Source organism: Streptomyces alfalfae, assembly GCF_004127445.1.
In the GTDB taxonomy this organism is placed as follows: Bacteria; Actinomycetota; Actinomycetes; order Streptomycetales; family Streptomycetaceae; genus Streptomyces; species Streptomyces alfalfae.
Genome location: NZ_QEXM01000051.1, coordinates 131645 through 149811, shown reverse-complemented (window position 1 = coordinate 149811; position 18167 = coordinate 131645). Strand labels below are relative to the sequence as shown.

At 70.7% G+C, this 18167-nt stretch carries 15 protein-coding genes; 1 reads left to right on the top strand and 14 read right to left on the bottom strand.

Going from position 1 to position 18167, the window contains the following annotated elements; genetic code table 11:
* Nucleotides 1-21: 21 nt before the first annotated feature.
* The gene (gene lspA, locus DCW30_RS32690) at nt 22-675 is read right to left on the bottom strand and encodes a signal peptidase II (RefSeq protein ID WP_076686741.1); all 654 of its coding nucleotides are present in this window, start codon (nt 673-675) and stop codon (nt 22-24) included.
* Between the two features lie 80 nt (nt 676-755).
* The gene (locus DCW30_RS32685; RefSeq protein WP_076686740.1) at nt 756-1829 is read right to left on the bottom strand and encodes a TraR/DksA family transcriptional regulator; all 1074 of its coding nucleotides are present in this window, start codon (nt 1827-1829) and stop codon (nt 756-758) included.
* A gap of 594 nt (nt 1830-2423) precedes the next feature.
* On the opposite strand from DCW30_RS32685, the gene ileS reads away from it, so the two are divergent.
* The gene (gene ileS, locus DCW30_RS32680) at nt 2424-5570 is read left to right on the top strand and encodes an isoleucine--tRNA ligase (RefSeq protein WP_198502391.1); all 3147 of its coding nucleotides are present in this window, start codon (nt 2424-2426) and stop codon (nt 5568-5570) included.
* A 173-nt stretch (nt 5571-5743) separates the two neighbouring features.
* Here ileS and DCW30_RS32675 read toward each other — a convergent pair whose 3' ends face one another.
* The 12 genes from DCW30_RS32675 to DCW30_RS32615 form a co-directional block, all read right to left on the bottom strand.
* Entirely contained in the window at nt 5744-6847 is a 1104-nt protein-coding gene (locus DCW30_RS32675; protein ID WP_062781183.1) for a DivIVA domain-containing protein, read from the bottom strand.
* Between the two features lie 55 nt (nt 6848-6902).
* Complete coding sequence (locus DCW30_RS32670) at nt 6903-7187, bottom strand: YggT family protein (protein WP_062781180.1); 285 nt, start codon at nt 7185-7187, stop codon at nt 6903-6905.
* An 82-nt stretch (nt 7188-7269) separates the two neighbouring features.
* Nucleotides 7270-7896, bottom strand: a complete 627-nt coding sequence (locus DCW30_RS32665; RefSeq protein ID WP_062781178.1) for a cell division protein SepF — start codon at nt 7894-7896, stop codon at nt 7270-7272.
* 125 nt (nt 7897-8021) lie between these two features.
* Nucleotides 8022-8741, bottom strand: coding sequence for a YggS family pyridoxal phosphate-dependent enzyme (locus tag DCW30_RS32660; protein ID WP_076686739.1), 720 nt, complete (start codon nt 8739-8741; stop codon nt 8022-8024).
* 6 nt (nt 8742-8747) lie between these two features.
* Complete coding sequence (gene pgeF / locus DCW30_RS32655; protein ID WP_076686738.1) at nt 8748-9479, bottom strand: peptidoglycan editing factor PgeF; 732 nt, start codon at nt 9477-9479, stop codon at nt 8748-8750.
* 16 nt (nt 9480-9495) lie between these two features.
* On the bottom strand, nt 9496-10734 hold the full coding sequence (gene ftsZ / locus DCW30_RS32650) for a cell division protein FtsZ (RefSeq protein ID WP_076686737.1): 1239 nt from the start codon (nt 10732-10734) through the stop codon (nt 9496-9498).
* A gap of 275 nt (nt 10735-11009) precedes the next feature.
* On the bottom strand, nt 11010-11777 hold the full coding sequence (locus DCW30_RS32640) for a cell division protein FtsQ/DivIB (RefSeq protein WP_076686736.1): 768 nt from the start codon (nt 11775-11777) through the stop codon (nt 11010-11012).
* Nucleotides 11778-11791: 14 nt separating this feature from the next.
* Nucleotides 11792-12886 (bottom strand): undecaprenyldiphospho-muramoylpentapeptide beta-N-acetylglucosaminyltransferase, encoded by a 1095-nt coding sequence (murG, locus tag DCW30_RS32635; protein ID WP_055565236.1) that lies wholly within the window; start codon nt 12884-12886, stop codon nt 11792-11794.
* A gap of 6 nt (nt 12887-12892) precedes the next feature.
* Nucleotides 12893-14203 carry a putative lipid II flippase FtsW gene (gene ftsW / locus DCW30_RS32630; protein WP_062781168.1) on the bottom strand — a complete coding sequence of 437 codons (1311 nt, stop codon included), beginning with the start codon at nt 14201-14203 and terminating at the stop codon, nt 12893-12895.
* Between the two features lie 48 nt (nt 14204-14251).
* A complete protein-coding gene (gene murD, locus DCW30_RS32625) occupies nt 14252-15700 on the bottom strand; it encodes a UDP-N-acetylmuramoyl-L-alanine--D-glutamate ligase (protein ID WP_076686735.1) in 1449 nt (482 codons plus the stop codon).
* Nucleotides 15682-16752 (bottom strand): phospho-N-acetylmuramoyl-pentapeptide-transferase, encoded by a 1071-nt coding sequence (gene mraY / locus DCW30_RS32620; RefSeq protein WP_030783859.1) that lies wholly within the window; start codon nt 16750-16752, stop codon nt 15682-15684. Before mraY ends, murD begins: the two co-directional genes overlap by 19 nt.
* Entirely contained in the window at nt 16749-18164 is a 1416-nt protein-coding gene (locus DCW30_RS32615) for a UDP-N-acetylmuramoyl-tripeptide--D-alanyl-D-alanine ligase (protein WP_062781161.1), read from the bottom strand. Before DCW30_RS32615 ends, mraY begins: the two co-directional genes overlap by 4 nt.
* Nucleotides 18165-18167 lie beyond the last annotated feature (3 nt).

Sequence of the window (18167 nt, the reverse complement as noted above, 5' to 3'; positions counted from 1 at the left end):
CAGCCCTCGCGAACGGCGCCGTCAGTCCTTGTGGACGGTGCCGTCCGGGTCGAGTCCGCGGAAGGAGAGCAGCACGATCAGGATGCCGCCGCAGACGATCGCCGAGTCCGCGAGGTTGAACACCGCGAAGCCCTTGGGGGCGATGAAGTCCACCACCGCGCCCTCGAACACGCCGGGTGAGCGGAAGATCCGGTCGGTGAGGTTGCCGAGCGCCCCGCCGAGCAGCAGGCCGAGCGCGATCGCCCAGGGCAGGCTGTACAGCTTGCGGGCGAGCCGGGCGATCACCACGATGACGCCCGCGGCGATGCACGTGAAGATGATCGTGAAGGCCTCGCCGAAGCCGAAGGCCGCGCCCGCGTTGCGGATGGCGTTGAAGCGCAGCCACTCGCCGAAGACGTCGATCGGCTCGTGGTGCTCCAGCTTCGCCACCACGATCATCTTGCTGATCAGGTCGAGGGCGTACGCGACGACGGCCACGGCGAAGAGCACGGCGATCCTGCGCCTGCCCCTGGCCGCGGGGCGGTCCTCGCCCGAGCCCTCGCCCGGCTCCCGGGCCTCGGCGTCGCCGGAGGCGCCCGCCGCCGTCTCGTCCGCGTCCGGGCCGGACCGCTCCGGCTCGGGCCCGGACGCCTCGGAGATGTCCGGCGTACCGATGATGCGCTCCGCCTCTGCCACGTGAGTCCCTCAACCGTTAGGTACCTGACTGGGGACGAGGGTACGGCACACGCGTACGGGCGCAGGCGTCAAGGCCGCGCTCAGGAGCGCCGTTCCTGCTTCTGCTTGCACTCCACGCACAGGGTCGCGCGCGGGAAGGCCTGCATGCGCGCCTTGCCGATGGGGTTGCCGCAGTTCTCGCAGAGTCCGTACGTGCCCGCGTCGAGCCGTTCCATGGCGCGCTCGGTCTGCTCCAGCATCTCGCGCGCGTTGGCGGCCAGCGCCATCTCGTGCTCGCGCGTGATGTTCTTCGTGCCGGTGTCCGCCTCGTCGTCGCCCGCCCCGTCGCCCGAGTCCCGCATCAGGCCCGCAAGCGCCGTCTCCGAGGACGCGATCTCGCTGGTCAGCCGCAGGGTCTCGCTCTGCAGCCCCGCGCGCGCCTCCTCGACCTCTTCCGGGGTCCACGGGTCCTCGCCCGGACGGACCGCGAGCTCGCCGGGTTCCGCCGCGGCGGCACGCGCCTTGGGGACCGCCGTCGGCTTCTTCGCCGCGGTCGCCGTGCCCGGAGTCTTCTTCGCAACCACTGTCGCGGCTCCCGTCGTCTCCGCGGCCTCAGCCGCACCTTCGGCCGCGGACGCGGCCGACTTCTCCGGGCTCGGCCCGGCCTCACGTGTCCTGCCCGCGCCCTGCCCGGCCGTGTCCGGCTCCGGGGCGCCCCTCTCGACGTCCGCCTTCTTCACGGGGCCCGGCTTCCCGTCGGCGTCCCCGCTTCCCGCCTCGCGGAGGGCGGCTTCCCAGGCCGCTTCCCTCGCCGCCTCCTCGGCCTCCGCTTCCCCGGCCTCCGCCGTGGCGCCCGCTTCCCTGGCCGCCGCCTTCTTGGCGGGGGCCTTCTTGGCGGCCGTCTTCTTGGCGGCCGTCTTCTTTGCCGCCACCTTCTTGGCGGCCGTCTTCTTCGCCGCGGTCTCCTTGGCCGCCGCCTTCTTGGCCGGGGCCTTCTTCGCCGCCGCCTTGGTGGCCGTCTTCTTCGCGGGGGTCTCCTCGGCCGCCGCCTCCTCGGCCGGGGCGGACGCGGACCTCTCGCCCGCACCCCCGTGCGCGGACCCGCGCGGCGCCCCGTCGCCCGCGGTGGATCTGCCGGACGCCGACTGCTGTACGGCGGTCTTCTTCGCCACCATGGCCGCGGCCCCTTCACATATTGTGATCTTGCACGCGAATCGTGCTGGGACGATAAATCGACTCCAGGCCCGCGGCAACGGGGCACGCCGCCCGATCCGCCCGCCCCGCGGCTCCCGCGCGGCGAGTCTGCAAGCGTTGTGCCCAGCTCTCCGGCGGGTAATCCGCCGCCGGGCGCCCGCGGCGATCACCTCGCCCCGCATGTCGCCATTCGGGTCACCCGGCGCCACGGCCCCCGCGCCCCGCACGGCTTCCGGAAAACCGGTCGGCCACGCCTCCCGGAGAGCCGTACACTGGGCGGCAGCGAGAAGCGTGGATGGGGACGAGTAGCGGCGTACGCAGCCATGAGCGACCCGGGGACGGTGCGAGCCCGGGGGCCGGCGCGACGTGAAGATCACCCCGGAGCCGCCGGAAGAACGCCGAAGCGCCACAGCGTCAGGCCAGTAGACCCGGTTTCGCGACCCCAATGAGGGGGCTCACCGGCACGGACCCCGTGCCGGAGGGCCAAGGAGGGTGGTACCGCGGGAGCGCGCCGCACGAGGCGCACACGGCTCTCGTCCCTCCGACGGAAGGCAGCACATCCGCCGGAGGACTCGTTGAACACGCCGCCGCAGTACCGCCAGGTGCCCGCCCAGGTCGACCTGCCCGCCCTCGAGCACGCCGTGCTCGACTTCTGGCGCGAGCAGAAGATCTTCGCCAAGAGCCTCGACCAGTCCGAGGGCCGCCCCGAGTGGGTGTTCTACGAGGGCCCGCCCACCGCCAACGGCATGCCGGGCGCCCACCACATCGAGGCCCGCGTCTTCAAGGACGTCTTCCCGCGCTTCCGCACCATGCGGGGCTATCACGTCGCCCGCAAGGCCGGCTGGGACTGCCACGGCCTCCCCGTGGAGCTCGCGGTCGAGAAGGAGCTCGGGTTCAACGGCAAGAAGGACATCGAGGCGTACGGCATCGCCGCGTTCAACGCCAAGTGCCGCGAGTCCGTGACCCGGCACACCGACGCCTTCGCCGAGCTGACGACCCGCATGGGCTACTGGGTCGACCTCGACGACGCGTACCGCACGATGGACCCCGAGTACGTCGAGTCGGTGTGGTGGTCCCTGAAGGAGATCTTCGACAAGGACCTGCTCGTCCAGGACCACCGCGTCGCCCCCTGGTGCCCGCGCTGCGGCACGGGCCTGTCCGACCACGAGCTGGCCCAGGGCTACGAAACGGTCGTGGACCCTTCCGTCTACGTCCGCTTCCCCCTCACCTCCGGGCCCCTCGCGGGCGAAGCCGCCCTCCTGGTCTGGACGACGACCCCCTGGACCCTGGTCTCGAACACCGCCGTCGCCGCGCACCCCGACGTCACGTACGTCGTCGCGACGGATGGCACGGAGAAGCTGGTCGTGGCCCAGCCGCTCGCCGAGAAGGCCCTCGGCGAGGAGTGGACGGTGACCGGCGAGACCTTCACCGGCGCCGAGATGGAGCGCTGGACCTACCAACGTCCCTTCGACCTCGTCGAGTTCCCGGCTCCGGCGCACTACGTCGTGAACGCCGAGTACGTGACGACGGAGGACGGCACCGGTCTGGTCCACCAGTCCCCCGCCTTCGGTGAGGACGACCTCAAGGTCTGCCGGTCGTACGGTCTGCCCGTCGTCAACCCGGTGCGTCCCGACGGCACCTTCGAGGAGGACATCCCCCTCGTGGGCGGCGTCTTCTTCAAGAAGGCCGACGAGGCGCTCACCAAGGACCTGGACGAACGCGGCCTGCTCTTCCAGCACATCGCGTACGAGCACAGCTACCCGCACTGCTGGCGCTGCCACACGGCCCTGCTCTACTACGCGCAGCCGTCCTGGTACATCCGCACCACGGCCATCAAGGACCGCCTCCTGGAGGAGAACGAGAAGACCAACTGGTTCCCCGACTCGGTCAAGCACGGCCGCTTCGGCGACTGGCTGACCAACAACGTCGACTGGGCCCTGTCCCGCAACCGCTACTGGGGCACCCCGCTGCCCATCTGGCGCTGCGAGGAGTCCCACCTGACCTGCGTCGGCTCGCGCGCGGAGCTTACCGAGCTGACGGGCGCCGACCAGTCCGCACTCGACCCGCACCGCCCGTTCATCGACGCGATCACCTTCGCCTGCCCGCAGGAGGGCTGCGGATCGACGGCCACGCGCGTGCCCGAGGTCATCGACGCCTGGTACGACTCGGGTTCGATGCCGTTCGCCCAGTGGGGCTACCCGTACAAGAACAAGGAGCTGTTCGAGAGCCGGTACCCGGCGCAGTTCATCTCCGAGGCCATCGACCAGACGCGCGGCTGGTTCTACACGATGATGGCCGTCGGCACCCTGGTCTTCGACGAGTCGTCCTACGAGAACGTGGTCTGCCTCGGCCACATCCTCGCCGAGGACGGCCGCAAGATGTCCAAGCACCTGGGCAACATCCTCCAGCCGATCCCGCTCATGGACCAGCACGGCGCCGACGCGGTCCGCTGGTTCATGGCGGCCGGCGGCTCCCCGTGGGCGGCCCGCCGCGTGGGCCACGGCACCATCCAGGAGGTCGTCCGCAAGACGCTCCTGACGTACTGGAACACGGTCGCCTTCCAGGCGCTGTACGCCCGTACGTCGAAGTGGGCCCCCGGCGACGCCGACCCGGCGCCCGCCGACCGCCCGCTCCTGGACCGCTGGCTGCTCAGCGAACTGCACGCGCTCACCGACCAGGTCACCCAGGCCCTTGAGGGCTACGACACCCAGCGCGCGGGCAAGCTCCTGTCCGTCTTCGTGGACAACCTCTCCAACTGGTACGTGCGCCGCTCGCGCCGCCGCTTCTGGCAGGGCGACAAGGCGGCCCTGCGCACCCTGCACGAGGTCGTCGAGACGGTCACGCGCCTGATGGCCCCGCTGACACCGTTCATCACCGAGCGTGTCTGGCAGGACCTGGTCGTGCCGGTCACCCCGGACGCGCCGGAGTCGGTCCACCTGTCCTCCTGGCCCGAGGCCGACCTGTCGGCGATCGACCCGGAGCTCTCGAAGCAGATGGTCCTCGTGCGCCGCCTGGTGGAGCTCGGCCGTGCCACGCGTGCGGAGTCGGGCGTCAAGACGCGCCAGCCGCTGTCCCGCGCGCTGGTGGCGGCCTCCGGCTTCGACTCGCTGGGCCCGGAGCTGCGCGCCCAGATCACCGAGGAGCTGAACGTCTCCTCCCTGGCGTCGCTCTCCGAGGTGGGCGGCTCCCTGGTCGACACCACCGCGAAGGCCAACTTCCGGGCGCTCGGCAAGCGGTTCGGCAAGGGCGTCCAAGCGGTCGCCAAGGCCGTGGCCGAGGCCGACGCCGCCGCGCTCTCCCTGGCGCTGCGCGAGGGCGCCGCCTCGGTAGAGGTCGACGGCGAGACGGTGACGCTCGCCCCGGACGAGGTGATCATCACGGAGACCCCGCGCGAGGGCTGGTCCGTGGCGTCCGACTCCGGGGCCACGGTCGCGCTCGACCTGGAGATCACCGAGGAGCTGCGCCGGGCGGGACTGGCCCGTGACGCGATCCGCCTGATCCAGGAGGCCCGCAAGAACAGCGGCCTCGACGTCGCGGACCGCATCGCCCTGCGCTGGACCTCGACGGACCCGGCGGTGCTCACGGCGCTGTCCGAGCACGCCGAGCTGATCGCGGACGAGGTCCTCGCGACCGACTTCGCCCAGGGCGAGGCGGACGAGACGTTCGGACAGCCGTTCACGGATGACTCCCTGAAGCTGACCTTCCGCCTCCGCAAGGCGTAAGCGCTCGCACGACAGGCCCGGTCCCGCGGGACCGGGCCTGTCGCGTGGCCGGCCCGGGACGCCGGGCAGCCGCCCGCGCCCGGCAGCCCGCACGCGCAAAAGGGCCGGGCCCCCAGAGATCTGGGGGCCCGGCCCTGAACGCTGCCGACGCCTCTACGGCGTGGGATCGCCCGTCAGTTGTCGTCCTCGTCGATGAGGAAGCCACGCATCGGCGACGGAGCCTGCTGCATCGGCTGCTGGCCCTGCGGCCGCACCGGCGCCATCGGCTGGGTCATCGCCGGGGACATCTGCTGCTGGCCGCCGTACGACGGGCCGCCGGCGCCCTGGTTGCCGCCCATGGACTGGTTGCCGCCGTAGGACGGGGCACCCGCGCCGGCCGGAGCCATCGACGGCGCCGGGGACGGCGGCAGCGAGGCGGTGGCCGGAGTGCGCGGCGGGGCCAGCGAGTCGTCGGCCTGGGTCTCCAGCTGACGGAGCTGCGACTCCAGGTAGGACTTCAGACGCGTGCGGTACTCGCGCTCGAAGCCGCGCAGGTCCTCGACCTTGCGCTCCAGCGTGGCGCGGGCGGACTCCAGGGAGCCCATCGCGACGCGGTGCTTCTCCTGCGCGTCCCGCTCCAGGGCGTCGGCCTTGGCACGGGCGTCACGCTCGAGACCCTCGGCACGCGAGCGCGCCTCGCCGACGATCTTGTTGGCCTCGGAGCGGGCCTCCGCGATCGCCTGGTCGGCGGTCTGCTGCGCCAGGGAGAGCACCCGGGCGGCGCTGTCGCCACCGGGGCCCTGACCGGGCTGCGGCATCTGCGGAGGACCACCGTGGCCGCCCATGGGACCACCCATGGGGCCACCCATCGGACCCTGGCCCATCGGACCGGGACCCTGCGGACCGCCCTGGGGGCCGTGACCGCTCGGACCTGCGGGCAGCTGCGGTGCGCCGCCGGGCAGCTGAGGCGGGCCGCCCATGGGGCCACCCATCTGCTGCTGCGGCGGGACCGGCTGCGGACCCGATATAGCGGCGGGCACCGGGGCGCCGGCGGGACCTCGCTGGTCCTGCGGCGGCCCGTCGGGACCCTTGCGCATTCCGCCCTGCTGCTGGTTCTGAGCGGCGGCACGGGTGGCCGCGGCCAGCTTGGCGCGCAGGTCCTCGTTCTCGCGGAGCAGGCGGGTCAGTTCGGCTTCGACCTCGTCGAGGAAGGCATCGACCTCGTCCTCGTCATAGCCTTCTCGGAGGCGGACGGTCGTGAACTGCTTGTTCCGCACGTCCTCGGGGGTCAACGGCATCTCTTCACCTCAACGTAGTCGTCGGCATTCGGCAAGAACGTAGCTGACATCGAGCTCACAGCTGCCTCACGACGGAGATCAGGATGTAGACGATGATCATCAGTACGAAGAAGGACAGGTCGAGCGCCACGCCCCCGAGACGCAGCGGCGGAATGAACCGCCGCAGAAGCTTGAGCGGTGGATCAGTGACAGTGTAGGTGGCCTCCAGAACGACCACCATCGCCTTACCGGGTTGCCATGAGCGGGCGAACTGGAAGACGTAGTCCATGACCAACCGGAAGATCAGCACGATGAGGAAGCACATCAGCGCGATGTAGAGCACCTGCAAGAACACGCTCATGTCCGCGTTTCCCTCTCCCCTGCCAACTCGTGCTTCGTCGTTCCGGTACTGCGTCTGCGGCAACCACTGGGACCACTGTGCCTCAGCTCTGGTTGAAGAACCCGCCCTCTGCGATGCGAGCCTTGTCCTCCGCCGTTACATCGACGTTAGCAGGCGACAACAGGAACACCTTCTGCGTCACGCGTTCAATGCTGCCATGGAGACCGAAGACGAGACCGGCGGCAAAGTCGACAAGTCGCTTCGCGTCCGTGTCGTCCATCTCGGTCAAGTTCATGATCACCGGAGTGCCCTCGCGGAAGTGTTCCCCGATGGTACGGGCCTCGTTGTACGTCCGAGGGTGCAGCGTGGTGATGCGGTAGGGCTCCCGCTCGGACACGACCTTGGGCATGATCACCGGTGCGTTCTTCTCCAGGCTCTGGCGTTCAGGTGTGATGGATGCCACGGGGGCGATTCGTGCCGGACGTCCCGATTCCGCGGCGAGTGAAGTGGAATGGGCCGCCGGTTCACGAGGGGCGGGGGGCTGCACCACTCGTACCGATTCGTCCCGTTGGGGCTGATGCGGCTGACGCGGCGGGTCGTGCCGCCTGCGCTCCCGCTCGGGCTCCGGCTCGGGCTCGAACTCGTCATCGGGGTCGAACCCCGGACCGTCGTACCCATCGTCCTCCACGAGGCCGAGGTAGACCGCCATCTTGCGCATCGCGCCGGCCATGCTCTGAGTCCTCCGCTCTGTGGTGGATCGGCTGTCGTCACCAACTGCCCGCGATCCACGAGGTATCCCCGCCGGATCAGCGGGAATGACCATATTTTCTGCTGTGGTCCGACTTCTTGGCGACGTTACCCGAGCCCGGGTCGGACTCCGAGTACCGCCGTACCGACGCGTACATGTGTCGCTCCCGCCGCTACGGCCTGTTCGAGGTCCGCACTCATCCCTGCCGACACCATGTTCGCAGCCGGATGAGTCGCGCGCATGACGGTTGCCAATTCCCCCAGCCGCTCGAACGCCGCCTGCTGCCGCCCGGCGTAGGGCCCGGTGAGCGGCGCGACGGTCATCAGACCGTCGAGACGCAGCCCCGGCGCACCGGCCACGGCCGCGGCCAACTCCTCGATGCCACCGGCCCCGACGCCCCCGCGCTCACCGCGGCCGTGCTCCTCGGCGTCGAGCGCCACCTGGATCAGGCAGCCGATCTCACGCTCCGCGCGAACAGCGGCCGCCGAGAGGGCAGTGACCAGCTTGAGGCGGTCAACGGACTGCACCAGATCGGCATAACCGACCACAGAACGTACCTTATTGGTCTGCAACTGGCCCACGAAGTGCCAGGTGAGTGGCAGGTCCGCGCACTGCGCGGCCTTGGGCGCCGCGTCCTGGTCGCGGTTCTCCGCGACATGGCGCACGCCCAGTTCCGAGAGGATGCGCACATCACTCGCGGGGTAGGTCTTCGTGACCACGATCAGGGTCACTTCCTCGCGCTCGCGGCCTGCCGCGGCGCACGCCGCGGCGATGCGCTCCTCGACCTGCGCCAGATTCGCCGCGAGTTCGCTTCTACGGTCCGTCATGCCCTATCAGTCCAGCCAGACATAGCCCGCCAGACGACCGGTCGTGCGGTCGCGGCGGTACGAGAAGTGGTCACCGGATTCCAGCGTGCACGCCGGGGAGCGCCCCCGGTCGTGCACCCCGAGCCGTTCGAGCTGGGCGTGCACCCCCGCGGTCACGTCGACCGCCGGCGTGCCCCAACTCGTCTCGGCGTACGCCGCGGGCTCGACGGCGGCGACGTCGGCGCGCATCGCTCCCGGGACTTCGTAGCAACGCCCGCAGACGGCGGGCCCGGTGCGGGCGACCACGCGGGCCGGGTCCGCGCCGAGCTCCACCATCGCCTCGACGGCGGCGGGAACGACGCCCGCCACCATGCCGGGCCGCCCGGCGTGCGCCGCCGCGGCCACCCCCGCCACCGGGTCGGCGAGCAGGACGGGCGTGCAGTCGGCGGTCAGCACGGCGAGGGCGAGGCCCCTGCGGGCGGTGACCACCGCGTCGACGGCCGGGATCTCGGCGTCGTCTCCCCAGGGCCCGTCGACCACGGCGACGTCACGGCCGTGCACCTGGTTCATCCAGACCACGTGACCGGCTTCGATGCCGAGGGACGTGGCGGCGAGTGCGCGGTTGGCGCGTACCGCCTCCGGGTCGTCGCCGACCGCGCCGCCGAGATTGAGCTCCTCGTACGGAACGGCGCTCACCCCGCCCCACCGGTCGGTGAAGGCGAAGTGCGCGCCGTTCGTGGTGCTGTGCTCGCTTATCACTTCGTGAAGTCCGGTATCACTTCAGGAAGTCCGGGACGTCCAGCTCTTCGGCCTGGCTGTCCTGGTAGGGACGGGCCGGCGGCACCTGCGGCGGCGCCACCGGCGCGGACGGGGTGTCAGCGGACGGCGCCGTCTCCACGGGCTCCGGGGCGGACGGCTCGTCGCGCGGGGTGACGCTGCCGAGGCCGCCGAAGGCCGGACGGGATGGTTCGGCGGGCCTGGCGGGAGCGGCCGCGGGCGGCGCCGGCTCCTCCCGCTTGGCGGGACCGGAGGCCGAGCCGAGAACGGTGTCCCGCTTGGACGGCGGCTGCCCGCCGTCGAACCCGGCCGCGATGACGGTGACCCGGACCTCGTCGCCGAGCGCGTCGTCGATGACCGCGCCGAAGATGATGTTGGCCTCGGGGTGCGCTGCCTCGCTGACCAGCTGGGCCGCCTCGTTGATCTCGAACAGACCGAGGTCGGAGCCGCCGGAGATGGAGAGCAGCACGCCGCGCGCGCCGTCGATGGAGGCCTCCAGGAGCGGCGAGGAGATCGCCATCTCCGCGGCGGCCACCGCGCGGTCGTCGCCGCGGGCCGAGCCGATGCCCATGAGCGCCGAACCGGCCTCGGACATGACCGACTTGACGTCGGCGAAGTCGAGGTTGATCAGGCCGGGCGTGGTGATGAGGTCGGTGATGCCCTGGACACCGGAGAGCAGGACCTGGTCCGCCGACTTGAAGGCGTCGAGGACGGAGACCTGCCGGTCCGAGATGGAGAGCAGCCGGTCGTTGGGGATGACGATGAGGGTGTCGACCTCTTCGCGCAGCTCCGCGATGCCGTCCTCGGCCTGGTTGGCGCGGCGGCGGCCCTCGAAGGTGAAGGGCCGGGTGACCACGCCGATGGTGAGGGCGCCGAGCGAGCGCGCGATGTTGGCGACGACGGGTGCGCCGCCCGTGCCGGTGCCGCCGCCTTCACCGGCGGTGACGAAGACCATGTCGGCCCCCTTGAGGACCTCCTCGATCTCCTCGCGGTGGTCCTCGGCGGCCTTGCGGCCGACGGCCGGGTTGGCGCCGGCGCCGAGTCCGCGCGTGAGTTCACGGCCTACGTCGAGCTTGACGTCGGCGTCGCTCATCAACAGGGCTTGCGCGTCGGTGTTGATGGCGATGAACTCGACGCCCTTGAGACCGACCTCGATCATCCGGTTGATGGCATTGACACCACCGCCGCCGACACCGATGACTTTGATGACTGCGAGGTAGTTCTGCGGTGCTGCCACGTCGAAGGCCTCTCGCCTCGAGTTACGTGTCGCCGTTTCGCTCTGGGGCGATGCGACGACTGATGCCGAATGGGACGGTCCGAACGCCGACCCGAACCCTAACGCTGAAGTTTAGGGTTACCAGTGTGCCTGTTCCCTGGACTCTTCCGAACAGGACACTAAGTCGACAAGTGGCGCACGTTCAACGAACACGCCGAACCTCCCGTTTTTCTTTTCACCCTATGTGATCAGCCGTAGCGCTGCCGAATCAGGGTGCTGGCCTGCGATGACGGCCGTCAACTCGCTGCCGATGCAGGGGCGGTGGGGACACTCACATCGAAGTGCCGGGCCTTCGGCGTCGCTTTCATCAGCGCCACGAGCGTGGCGGCTTTCGCGCGCCCCTTCTCACCGCTGCCCCACTCGACGACGCGGTCGCCGCTCAACTCCAGCGAGATGGAGTCGTACGAACGGACCTTGACGGTGCGCGTGTCGCGGGCGACGGATTCCGGCAGGTCGCCCGCGACCTCGACCGCCTCGCGCAGCAGCCGGTCGGCGCCGAACCGGCGCAGGCTCGCCGCCCCGCTCTCGCGGTCGAGCGCCCATTCCAGCTTCGGGATGCCCTTGGGCGCGCGCTCGACCGTGGCGAATCGCACCCCCTTGGCGTCCACTTCGATGAACTTTCGTCCCTTTTCGAGGAGGAGAACCGGCTTGCGCTCCGTCACTTCGAGGCCGATTTCGTGCGGCCATGTCCGACTGACGTCAACCGAGTCGATTCGGGGCAATTCCGAACGGATCCGCTCTTCAAGAGCGCTCGTGTCGACCGAAATCAGCGGGGCGTCGACGGGGGCGTCCGCCGCGTCGAGGACCTGCCGCGGCGTCAGCACCTCGGTGCCCGAGACCTCCACCCGCTCCAGGCGCAGCCACGGCGAACCGTAGAGCACCCAGAGGACGCCGGTCGCGAGGAGGGCGACGAGGAACAGGACCACGAGGAGGCGGCGGGCGCGCGGCGGGCGGGGCGGGCCGGACTTCTTCTGCTGCCGTTCGGCGGTGGTCGGTCCGGCCACGGTCCCCTGCCTTCTCACGCGTTGCGGCGTGACGCAATCGCCTCGTACACCATGCCGACGAGCAGTTCGTCGGCGTCCCTGCGGCCGAACTCGGAGGCGGCGCGGGACATCTCGTACAGCCGGTGCGGGTCGGCCAGTACGGGCAGGACGTTGCCCTGCACCCACTCGGGCGTCAGTTCCGCGTCGTCGACGAGCAGTCCGCCGCCCGCCTTGACCACCGGCTGGGCGTTCAGCCGCTGTTCGCCGTTGCCGATGGGCAGCGGGACGTAGGCGGCCGGGAGCCCGACGGCGGAGAGTTCGGCGACGGTCATCGCGCCCGCGCGGCAGAGCATCATGTCGGCCGCGGCGTACGCGAGGTCCATCCGGTCCACGTACGGTACCGGGATGTAGGGGGGCATCCCCGGCATCTGCTGCACCTGCGGCAGTTCGTTCTTCGGGCCGACCGCGTGCAGGATCTGGATGCCGGCGCGCTGGAGCACCGGCGCGACCTGCTGGACGACCTCGTTGAGCCGCCGGGCGCCCTGGGAGCCGCCCGAGACGAGCAGGGTCGGCAGGTTGGGGTCGAGGCCGAAGGCGGCGCGCGCCTCCGGGCGGACCCGGGCCCGGTCGAGCGTGGCGATGGTGTGGCGCAGCGGGATGCCGATGTAGCGGGAGTTGCGCAGCTTGCTGTCGGGGGTGGCGACGGCCACCCCGTGGGCGTACCGCGAACCGATCTTGTTGGCCAGGCCGGGCCGCGCGTTGGCCTCGTGCACGACGATGGGCGTGCCGGTCCGCTTGGCCGCCAGGTAGCCCGGCAGGGCCACGTAGCCCCCGAAGCCCACGACGCAGTCGGCCTTCGTGCGCTCCAGGATCTGCTCGGCCGCCTTGATGGTGCCGCGCAGCCGTCCCGGGACGGTGATCAGTTCAGGGGTGGGCTTGCGCGGCAGGGGTACGGCCGGGATCAGCGCCAGTTCGTAGCCCCGCTCGGGTACGAGTCGGGTCTCGAGTCCACGCTCCGTGCCCAGGGCCGTGATGCCCACGGTGGGGTCCTGCCTCCGCAGGGCGTCCGCGAGGGCGAGCGCGGGCTCGATGTGGCCGGCGGTCCCCCCGCCGGCGAGTACGACATGCACCGAAATTCACCGCTCTCCGGACGAACGCGCCTTGACGCGCCGTCGCATCGTGTTCCATCTCACCCGAGGTTGCCGCATGGCCAGGGCCGCCTTCGCAGCGGGGTCCGATCGCGCGAAAGCGATGAGGAGCCCGACGGCGAACATGGTCGGCAGCAGCGCCGAACCCCCGTAGGAGAACAGCGGGAGCGGGACACCGGCGATCGGCAGCAGACCGAGCACCGCACCTACGTTGATCACGGCCTGCGCCGTGATCCAGGTGGTCACGCCTCCCGCGGCATACCTGACGAAGGGGTCCTCCGTGCGTCCGGCCACGCGGATACCCGCATAGCCTAGAGCCGCGAAGAGGGCGAGCACCGACAGCGTCCCCGCCAGGCCGAGTTCCTCCCCGGTGATGGCGAAGATGAAGTCGGTGTGCGGTTCCGGCAGTTGACCCCATTTTTCCACACTCGCGCCGAGACCGGAACCGAAGAATCCGCCGGAGGCCAGGGCGTAGATGCCGTGCACGGCCTGCCAGCACTGGTCCGAGGGGCCGGGGTCCGTGGCGCCGATGCAGGCGAGTCTGGCCATGCGGTTGGGGCTCGTCTTGATGAGGATCACACCGAGGAGCACGGCGACGCCGAGCACGCCGGCGAAGAGCCGGGTGGGCGCGCCCGCCAGCCAGAGCAGGCCGAAGAGGATCGCCGTGAGAATGATCGCGGTTCCCATGTCGCCGCCGAGCATGATGAGGCCGAGCAGCATGAAGGCGACCGGGACGAGCGGCACCAGCATGTGTTTCCACTGCGTCAGGAGCCGTTTGTCGTATTTCCGTGCCAGCAGATCGGCGCCCCACAGGACCAGGGCGAGCTTGCCGAACTCGCTGGGCTGGAGCTGGAAGGGGCCGCCCAGGTAGATCCAGTTCTGGTTGCCGTTGACGCTGCGCCCTATCCCGGGGACCTGGACGAGCACCATCAGGAAGACGGACACCGCGAGTATCGGATAGGCCAGCGCCCTGTGCAGCTTGACGGGCATCCGCATCGCGACGAGCAGCAGTCCGGTGCCGAGCACGGCGGCCACGAACTGCTTGCGGAAGAAGTACGACGCGGGCAGGTCGAGCTGCAGCGCCTGGATCATCGAGGCCGAGTAGACCATCACCAGACCGAGCACGGTGATCAGCAGGCTGCTGCCGAAGATCAGGTAATACGCGGTCAACGGCCGGTCCCAGGCCCGCCGGAGCCTGGTGACGAGCCGCCGCGGCCCGCTCTCGCCCGGCGGGTGGGAGGCGCCTCTGGCGCGTACGGGAGCCGGTCGTTTGGCGACCCGCACGGAAGACCTGGCCACGTTCCCTCCCAAGGATGTGCCCGGCGCCCGCCGGACCTTCGGACCCGGTCAGGCGCGCGTGGAGCCGAGTTCGCGGACCGCGTCCGCGAACGCCTCCCCACGCTTGTTGTAGTTGGTGAACATGTCCATCGACGCGCAGGCCGGGGCCATCAGGACGGTGTCCCCGGGCTCGGCGAGCTCCGCCGCCCGCCGTACCGCCTCGGACATCGCCCCAGTGTCGGTCCGGTCGAGGTCGACGACAGGGACCTCGGGGGCGTGTCGCGCGAGGGCTTCGCGGATGAGCGCCCGGTCGGCGCCGATCAGGACGACCCCGCGCAGCCGCTTGGCGGCGCCTTCGACAAGCTCGTCGAAGGTGGCGCCCTTGGCGAGGCCGCCGGCGATCCAGACGATCGGCTCGTACGCCGCCAACGAGGCCTGGGCCGCGTGGGTGTTGGTGGCCTTGGAGTCGTCCACGTAGGCGACGCCCGCCACGTCGGCGACGTGCTCGATCCGGTGGGCGTCGGGGCGGAAGGCGCGCAGCCCGTCGCGGACGGCCGTGGCCCGCACGCCGAAGGCGCGCGCGAGCGCCGCCGCGGCCAGGGCGTTGGCGATGTTGTGCGGCGCGGGCGGGCGCACGTCGGAGATCTCGGCGAGCTCCTGGGCCTGCTTCTGGCGGTCCGGTACGAACGCGCGGTCGACGAGGATGCCGTCCACGACGCCGAGTTGCGAGGGGGCGGGCGCGTTCAGCGTGAAACCGATGGCGCGGCAGCCCTCTTCGACGTCGGCCCCGCGGACCAGGTCCTCCGTCGACGGCTTGCCGGTGGCGTAGGCGTTGTAGACGCAGGCCACCTGGTTGCCCTCGTAGACGCGGCCCTTGTCGGCCGCGTAGGCCTCCATGGAGCCGTGCCAGTCGAGGTGGTCGGGGGCGAGGTTCAGGACGGCCGCGGAGTGGGCCCGCAGGGAGGGCGCCCAGTGGAGCTGGTAGGAGGACAGCTCGACGGCGAGCACGTCGTACGCGTCGTCGCCCTCCAGGACCACGTCCACGATCGGGGTGCCGATGTTGCCGACGGCGGCCGTGCGCAGGCCCTCCGCCTCCAGGATCGAGGCGAGCATCTGCGTGGTCGTCGTCTTGCCGTTGGTGCCCGTGACGGCGAGCCAGGGCGCGGCGTCGGGGCCGCGCAGCCGCCAGGCGATCTCGACGTCGCCGACGACGTCCACGCCCGCCTCGGCCGCCGCCGCGAAGAGCGGCGCCGACGGCGGCCACCCCGGAGAGGTCACCACCAGGTCGGTGCCGGGCGGCAGCGTCGCCGCGTCCCCCAGGCGTACGGAGATGCCGTCGGCCCGCAGCGCGGTGGCGCGCTCCTCGTGCCCCGCCGACGAGCCGCCGTCCACGACGGTCACCGACGCGCCGAGGCCGGCCAGGGCGCGGGCGGCGCTGACGCCGCTCACGCCGAGGCCGGCGACGGTGATGTTCTTGCCCTGCCAGTCGGACCCAGTGGTCACTTTTCGGCTGCCCATCCCGCGTAGAAGAGTCCGAGGCCGACGATCACGCACATGCCCTGGATGATCCAGAAGCGGACCACGACAAGGACCTCGGACCACCCCTTGAGTTCGAAGTGGTGCTGCAGTGGCGCCATGCGGAAGACGCGCTTGCCGGTCAGCTTGAACGAGCCGACCTGGATGACCACCGACATGGTGATCATCACGAAGAGGCCGCCGAGGAGCGCGAGCAGCAGCTCCGTGCGGGAGCAGATCGCGAGGCCGGCGAGCGCGCCGCCGAGGGCGAGCGAACCGGTGTCACCCATGAAGATCTTGGCGGGCGAGGTGTTCCACCACAGGAAGCCGAAGCAGGCGCCCATCAGCGCGGAGGCCACGACCGCGAGGTCGAGCGGGTCCCTGACCTCGAAACACGCCTGGGGGTTGGTCAGCGTCGTGGCGTTGGCGCAGGACTCCTGGTACTGCCAGACACCGATGAAGGTGTACGCGCCGAACACCATCACCGAGGCGCCGGTGGCGAGGCCGTCCAGACCGTCGGTGAGGTTCACGCCGTTCGACATCGCGAGGATCATGAACAGCGCCCAGACCACGAACAGGACCGGGCCGATCGACCAGCCGAAGTCCGTGACGAACGACAGCTTGGTGGAGGCCGGGGTCTGGTTGCGGTTGTCCGGCCAGTTGAGCGCGAGCACGGCGAAGCCGATGCCCACGATGAGCTGACCGGCCATCTTCGCCTTGGCGCGCAGACCGAGCGAGCGCTGCTTGACGATCTTGATGTAGTCGTCGAGGAAGCCCACGAGGCCCATGCCGGCCATCAGGAAGAGCACCAGGAGGCCGGAGAGCGTCGTCTCCGTGCCGGTGATGATCTTCGTGAGGAAGTACGCGATGAGCGTGGCCAGGATGAAGGCGATACCACCCATGGTCGGCGTGCCGCGCTTGCTGTGGTGCTCGCGCGGGCCGTCGTCCCGGATGAACTGGCCGTAGCCCTTGCGGGCGAGCAGCTTGATCAGCAGCGGGGTTCCGACCAGGGTCAGGAAGAGCCCGATCACACCCGCGAAGAGGATCTGCCTCATCGGCCGGAGACCTGCCCCTCAGAAGACCCTGCGGCGTCGTCGAGCAGCGCCGTGGCGACCTTCTCGAGACCGACCGACCTGGACGCCTTCACCAGCACGACGTCTCCTGGGCGCAGCTCGCTGCGCAACAGGTCGATCGCCGCCTGTGCGTCGGACACGTGCACCGACTCCTCACCCCACGAACCCTCGTTGTATGCGCCCAGTTGGAGCCAGGACGCTTCCCTGCCCCCGACTGCCACGAGCTTGCTCACGTTGAGCCGGACGGCAAGGCGTCCGACCGCGTCGTGCTCGGCGAGACCCTCGTCCCCGAGCTCGGCCATGTGACCGAGCACCGCCCACGTACGACGTCCCTTGCCCATGGCCGCGAGCGCGCGCAGCGCCGCTCGCATGGACTCGGGGTTCGCGTTGTAGGCGTCGTTGACGACCGTCACACCGTCCGGGCGCTCGGTGACCTCCATCCGCCAGCGGGACAGCGTGCCCGCCTCGGAGAGCGCGAGGGCGATCTCTTCCACGGACATGCCCAGCTCATGGGCGACGGCGGCCGCGGCAAGCGCGTTCGACACGTGGTGCTCACCGTACAGCCGCAAGGTCACGTCGCTGCACCCGGAGGGTGTGTGCAGCGTAAAAGAAGGCTGTCCGTTGCCCGTGAGCCGGACATTCTCGGCACGTACGTCGGCGTCGTCGGCCTCTCCGAAGAGGATCACCCGGGCCTTCGTGCGCGAGGCCATGGCGCGCACCAGCGGGTCGTCGGCGTTGAGGACGGCGGCCCCGTCCTCGGGCAGCGCCTCGACCAGCTCGCCCTTCGCGATCGCGATCTGCTCGCGGCCGCCGAACTCGCCGATGTGGGCGGTCCCGACGTTCAGGACGAGGCCGATCTTCGGTGGCGTCAGTTCCGCGAGGTAGCGGATATGGCCGATTCCGCGCGCCCCCATCTCCAGGACGAGGAAGCGCGTCTCGTCGGTGGCGCTCAGCGCGGTCAGCGGCAGGCCGATCTCGTTGTTGAGCGATCCCGGCGTGAAGACCGTGGGCGCCTTGCGCCGGAGCACCTGCGCGAGCAGGTCCTTGGAGCTGGTCTTGCCGACGGAGCCCGTCAGCGCCACGAGGGTCGCGCCGAGCCGCTTCACCACGTGGCGGGCGAGGGCGCCGAGCGCGGCCTGCACATCGTCCACGACGATGGCGGGCACGCCGACCGGGCGGGAAGCCAGTACGGCGACCGCGCCCGCGGCGACCACGTCGGCCGCGTAGTCGTGGCCGTCGACGCGCTCGCCGACGAAGGCGACGAAGAGGCTGCCGGGCGCCACTTCGCGGGAGTCACGGACGACCGGTCCGGTCACCATGATGGCCGGATCCGGTATGTCGTACGTCTGCCCGCCGACGACGGTGGCGATCTCGGCGAGGGAGAGGGCGATCACAAC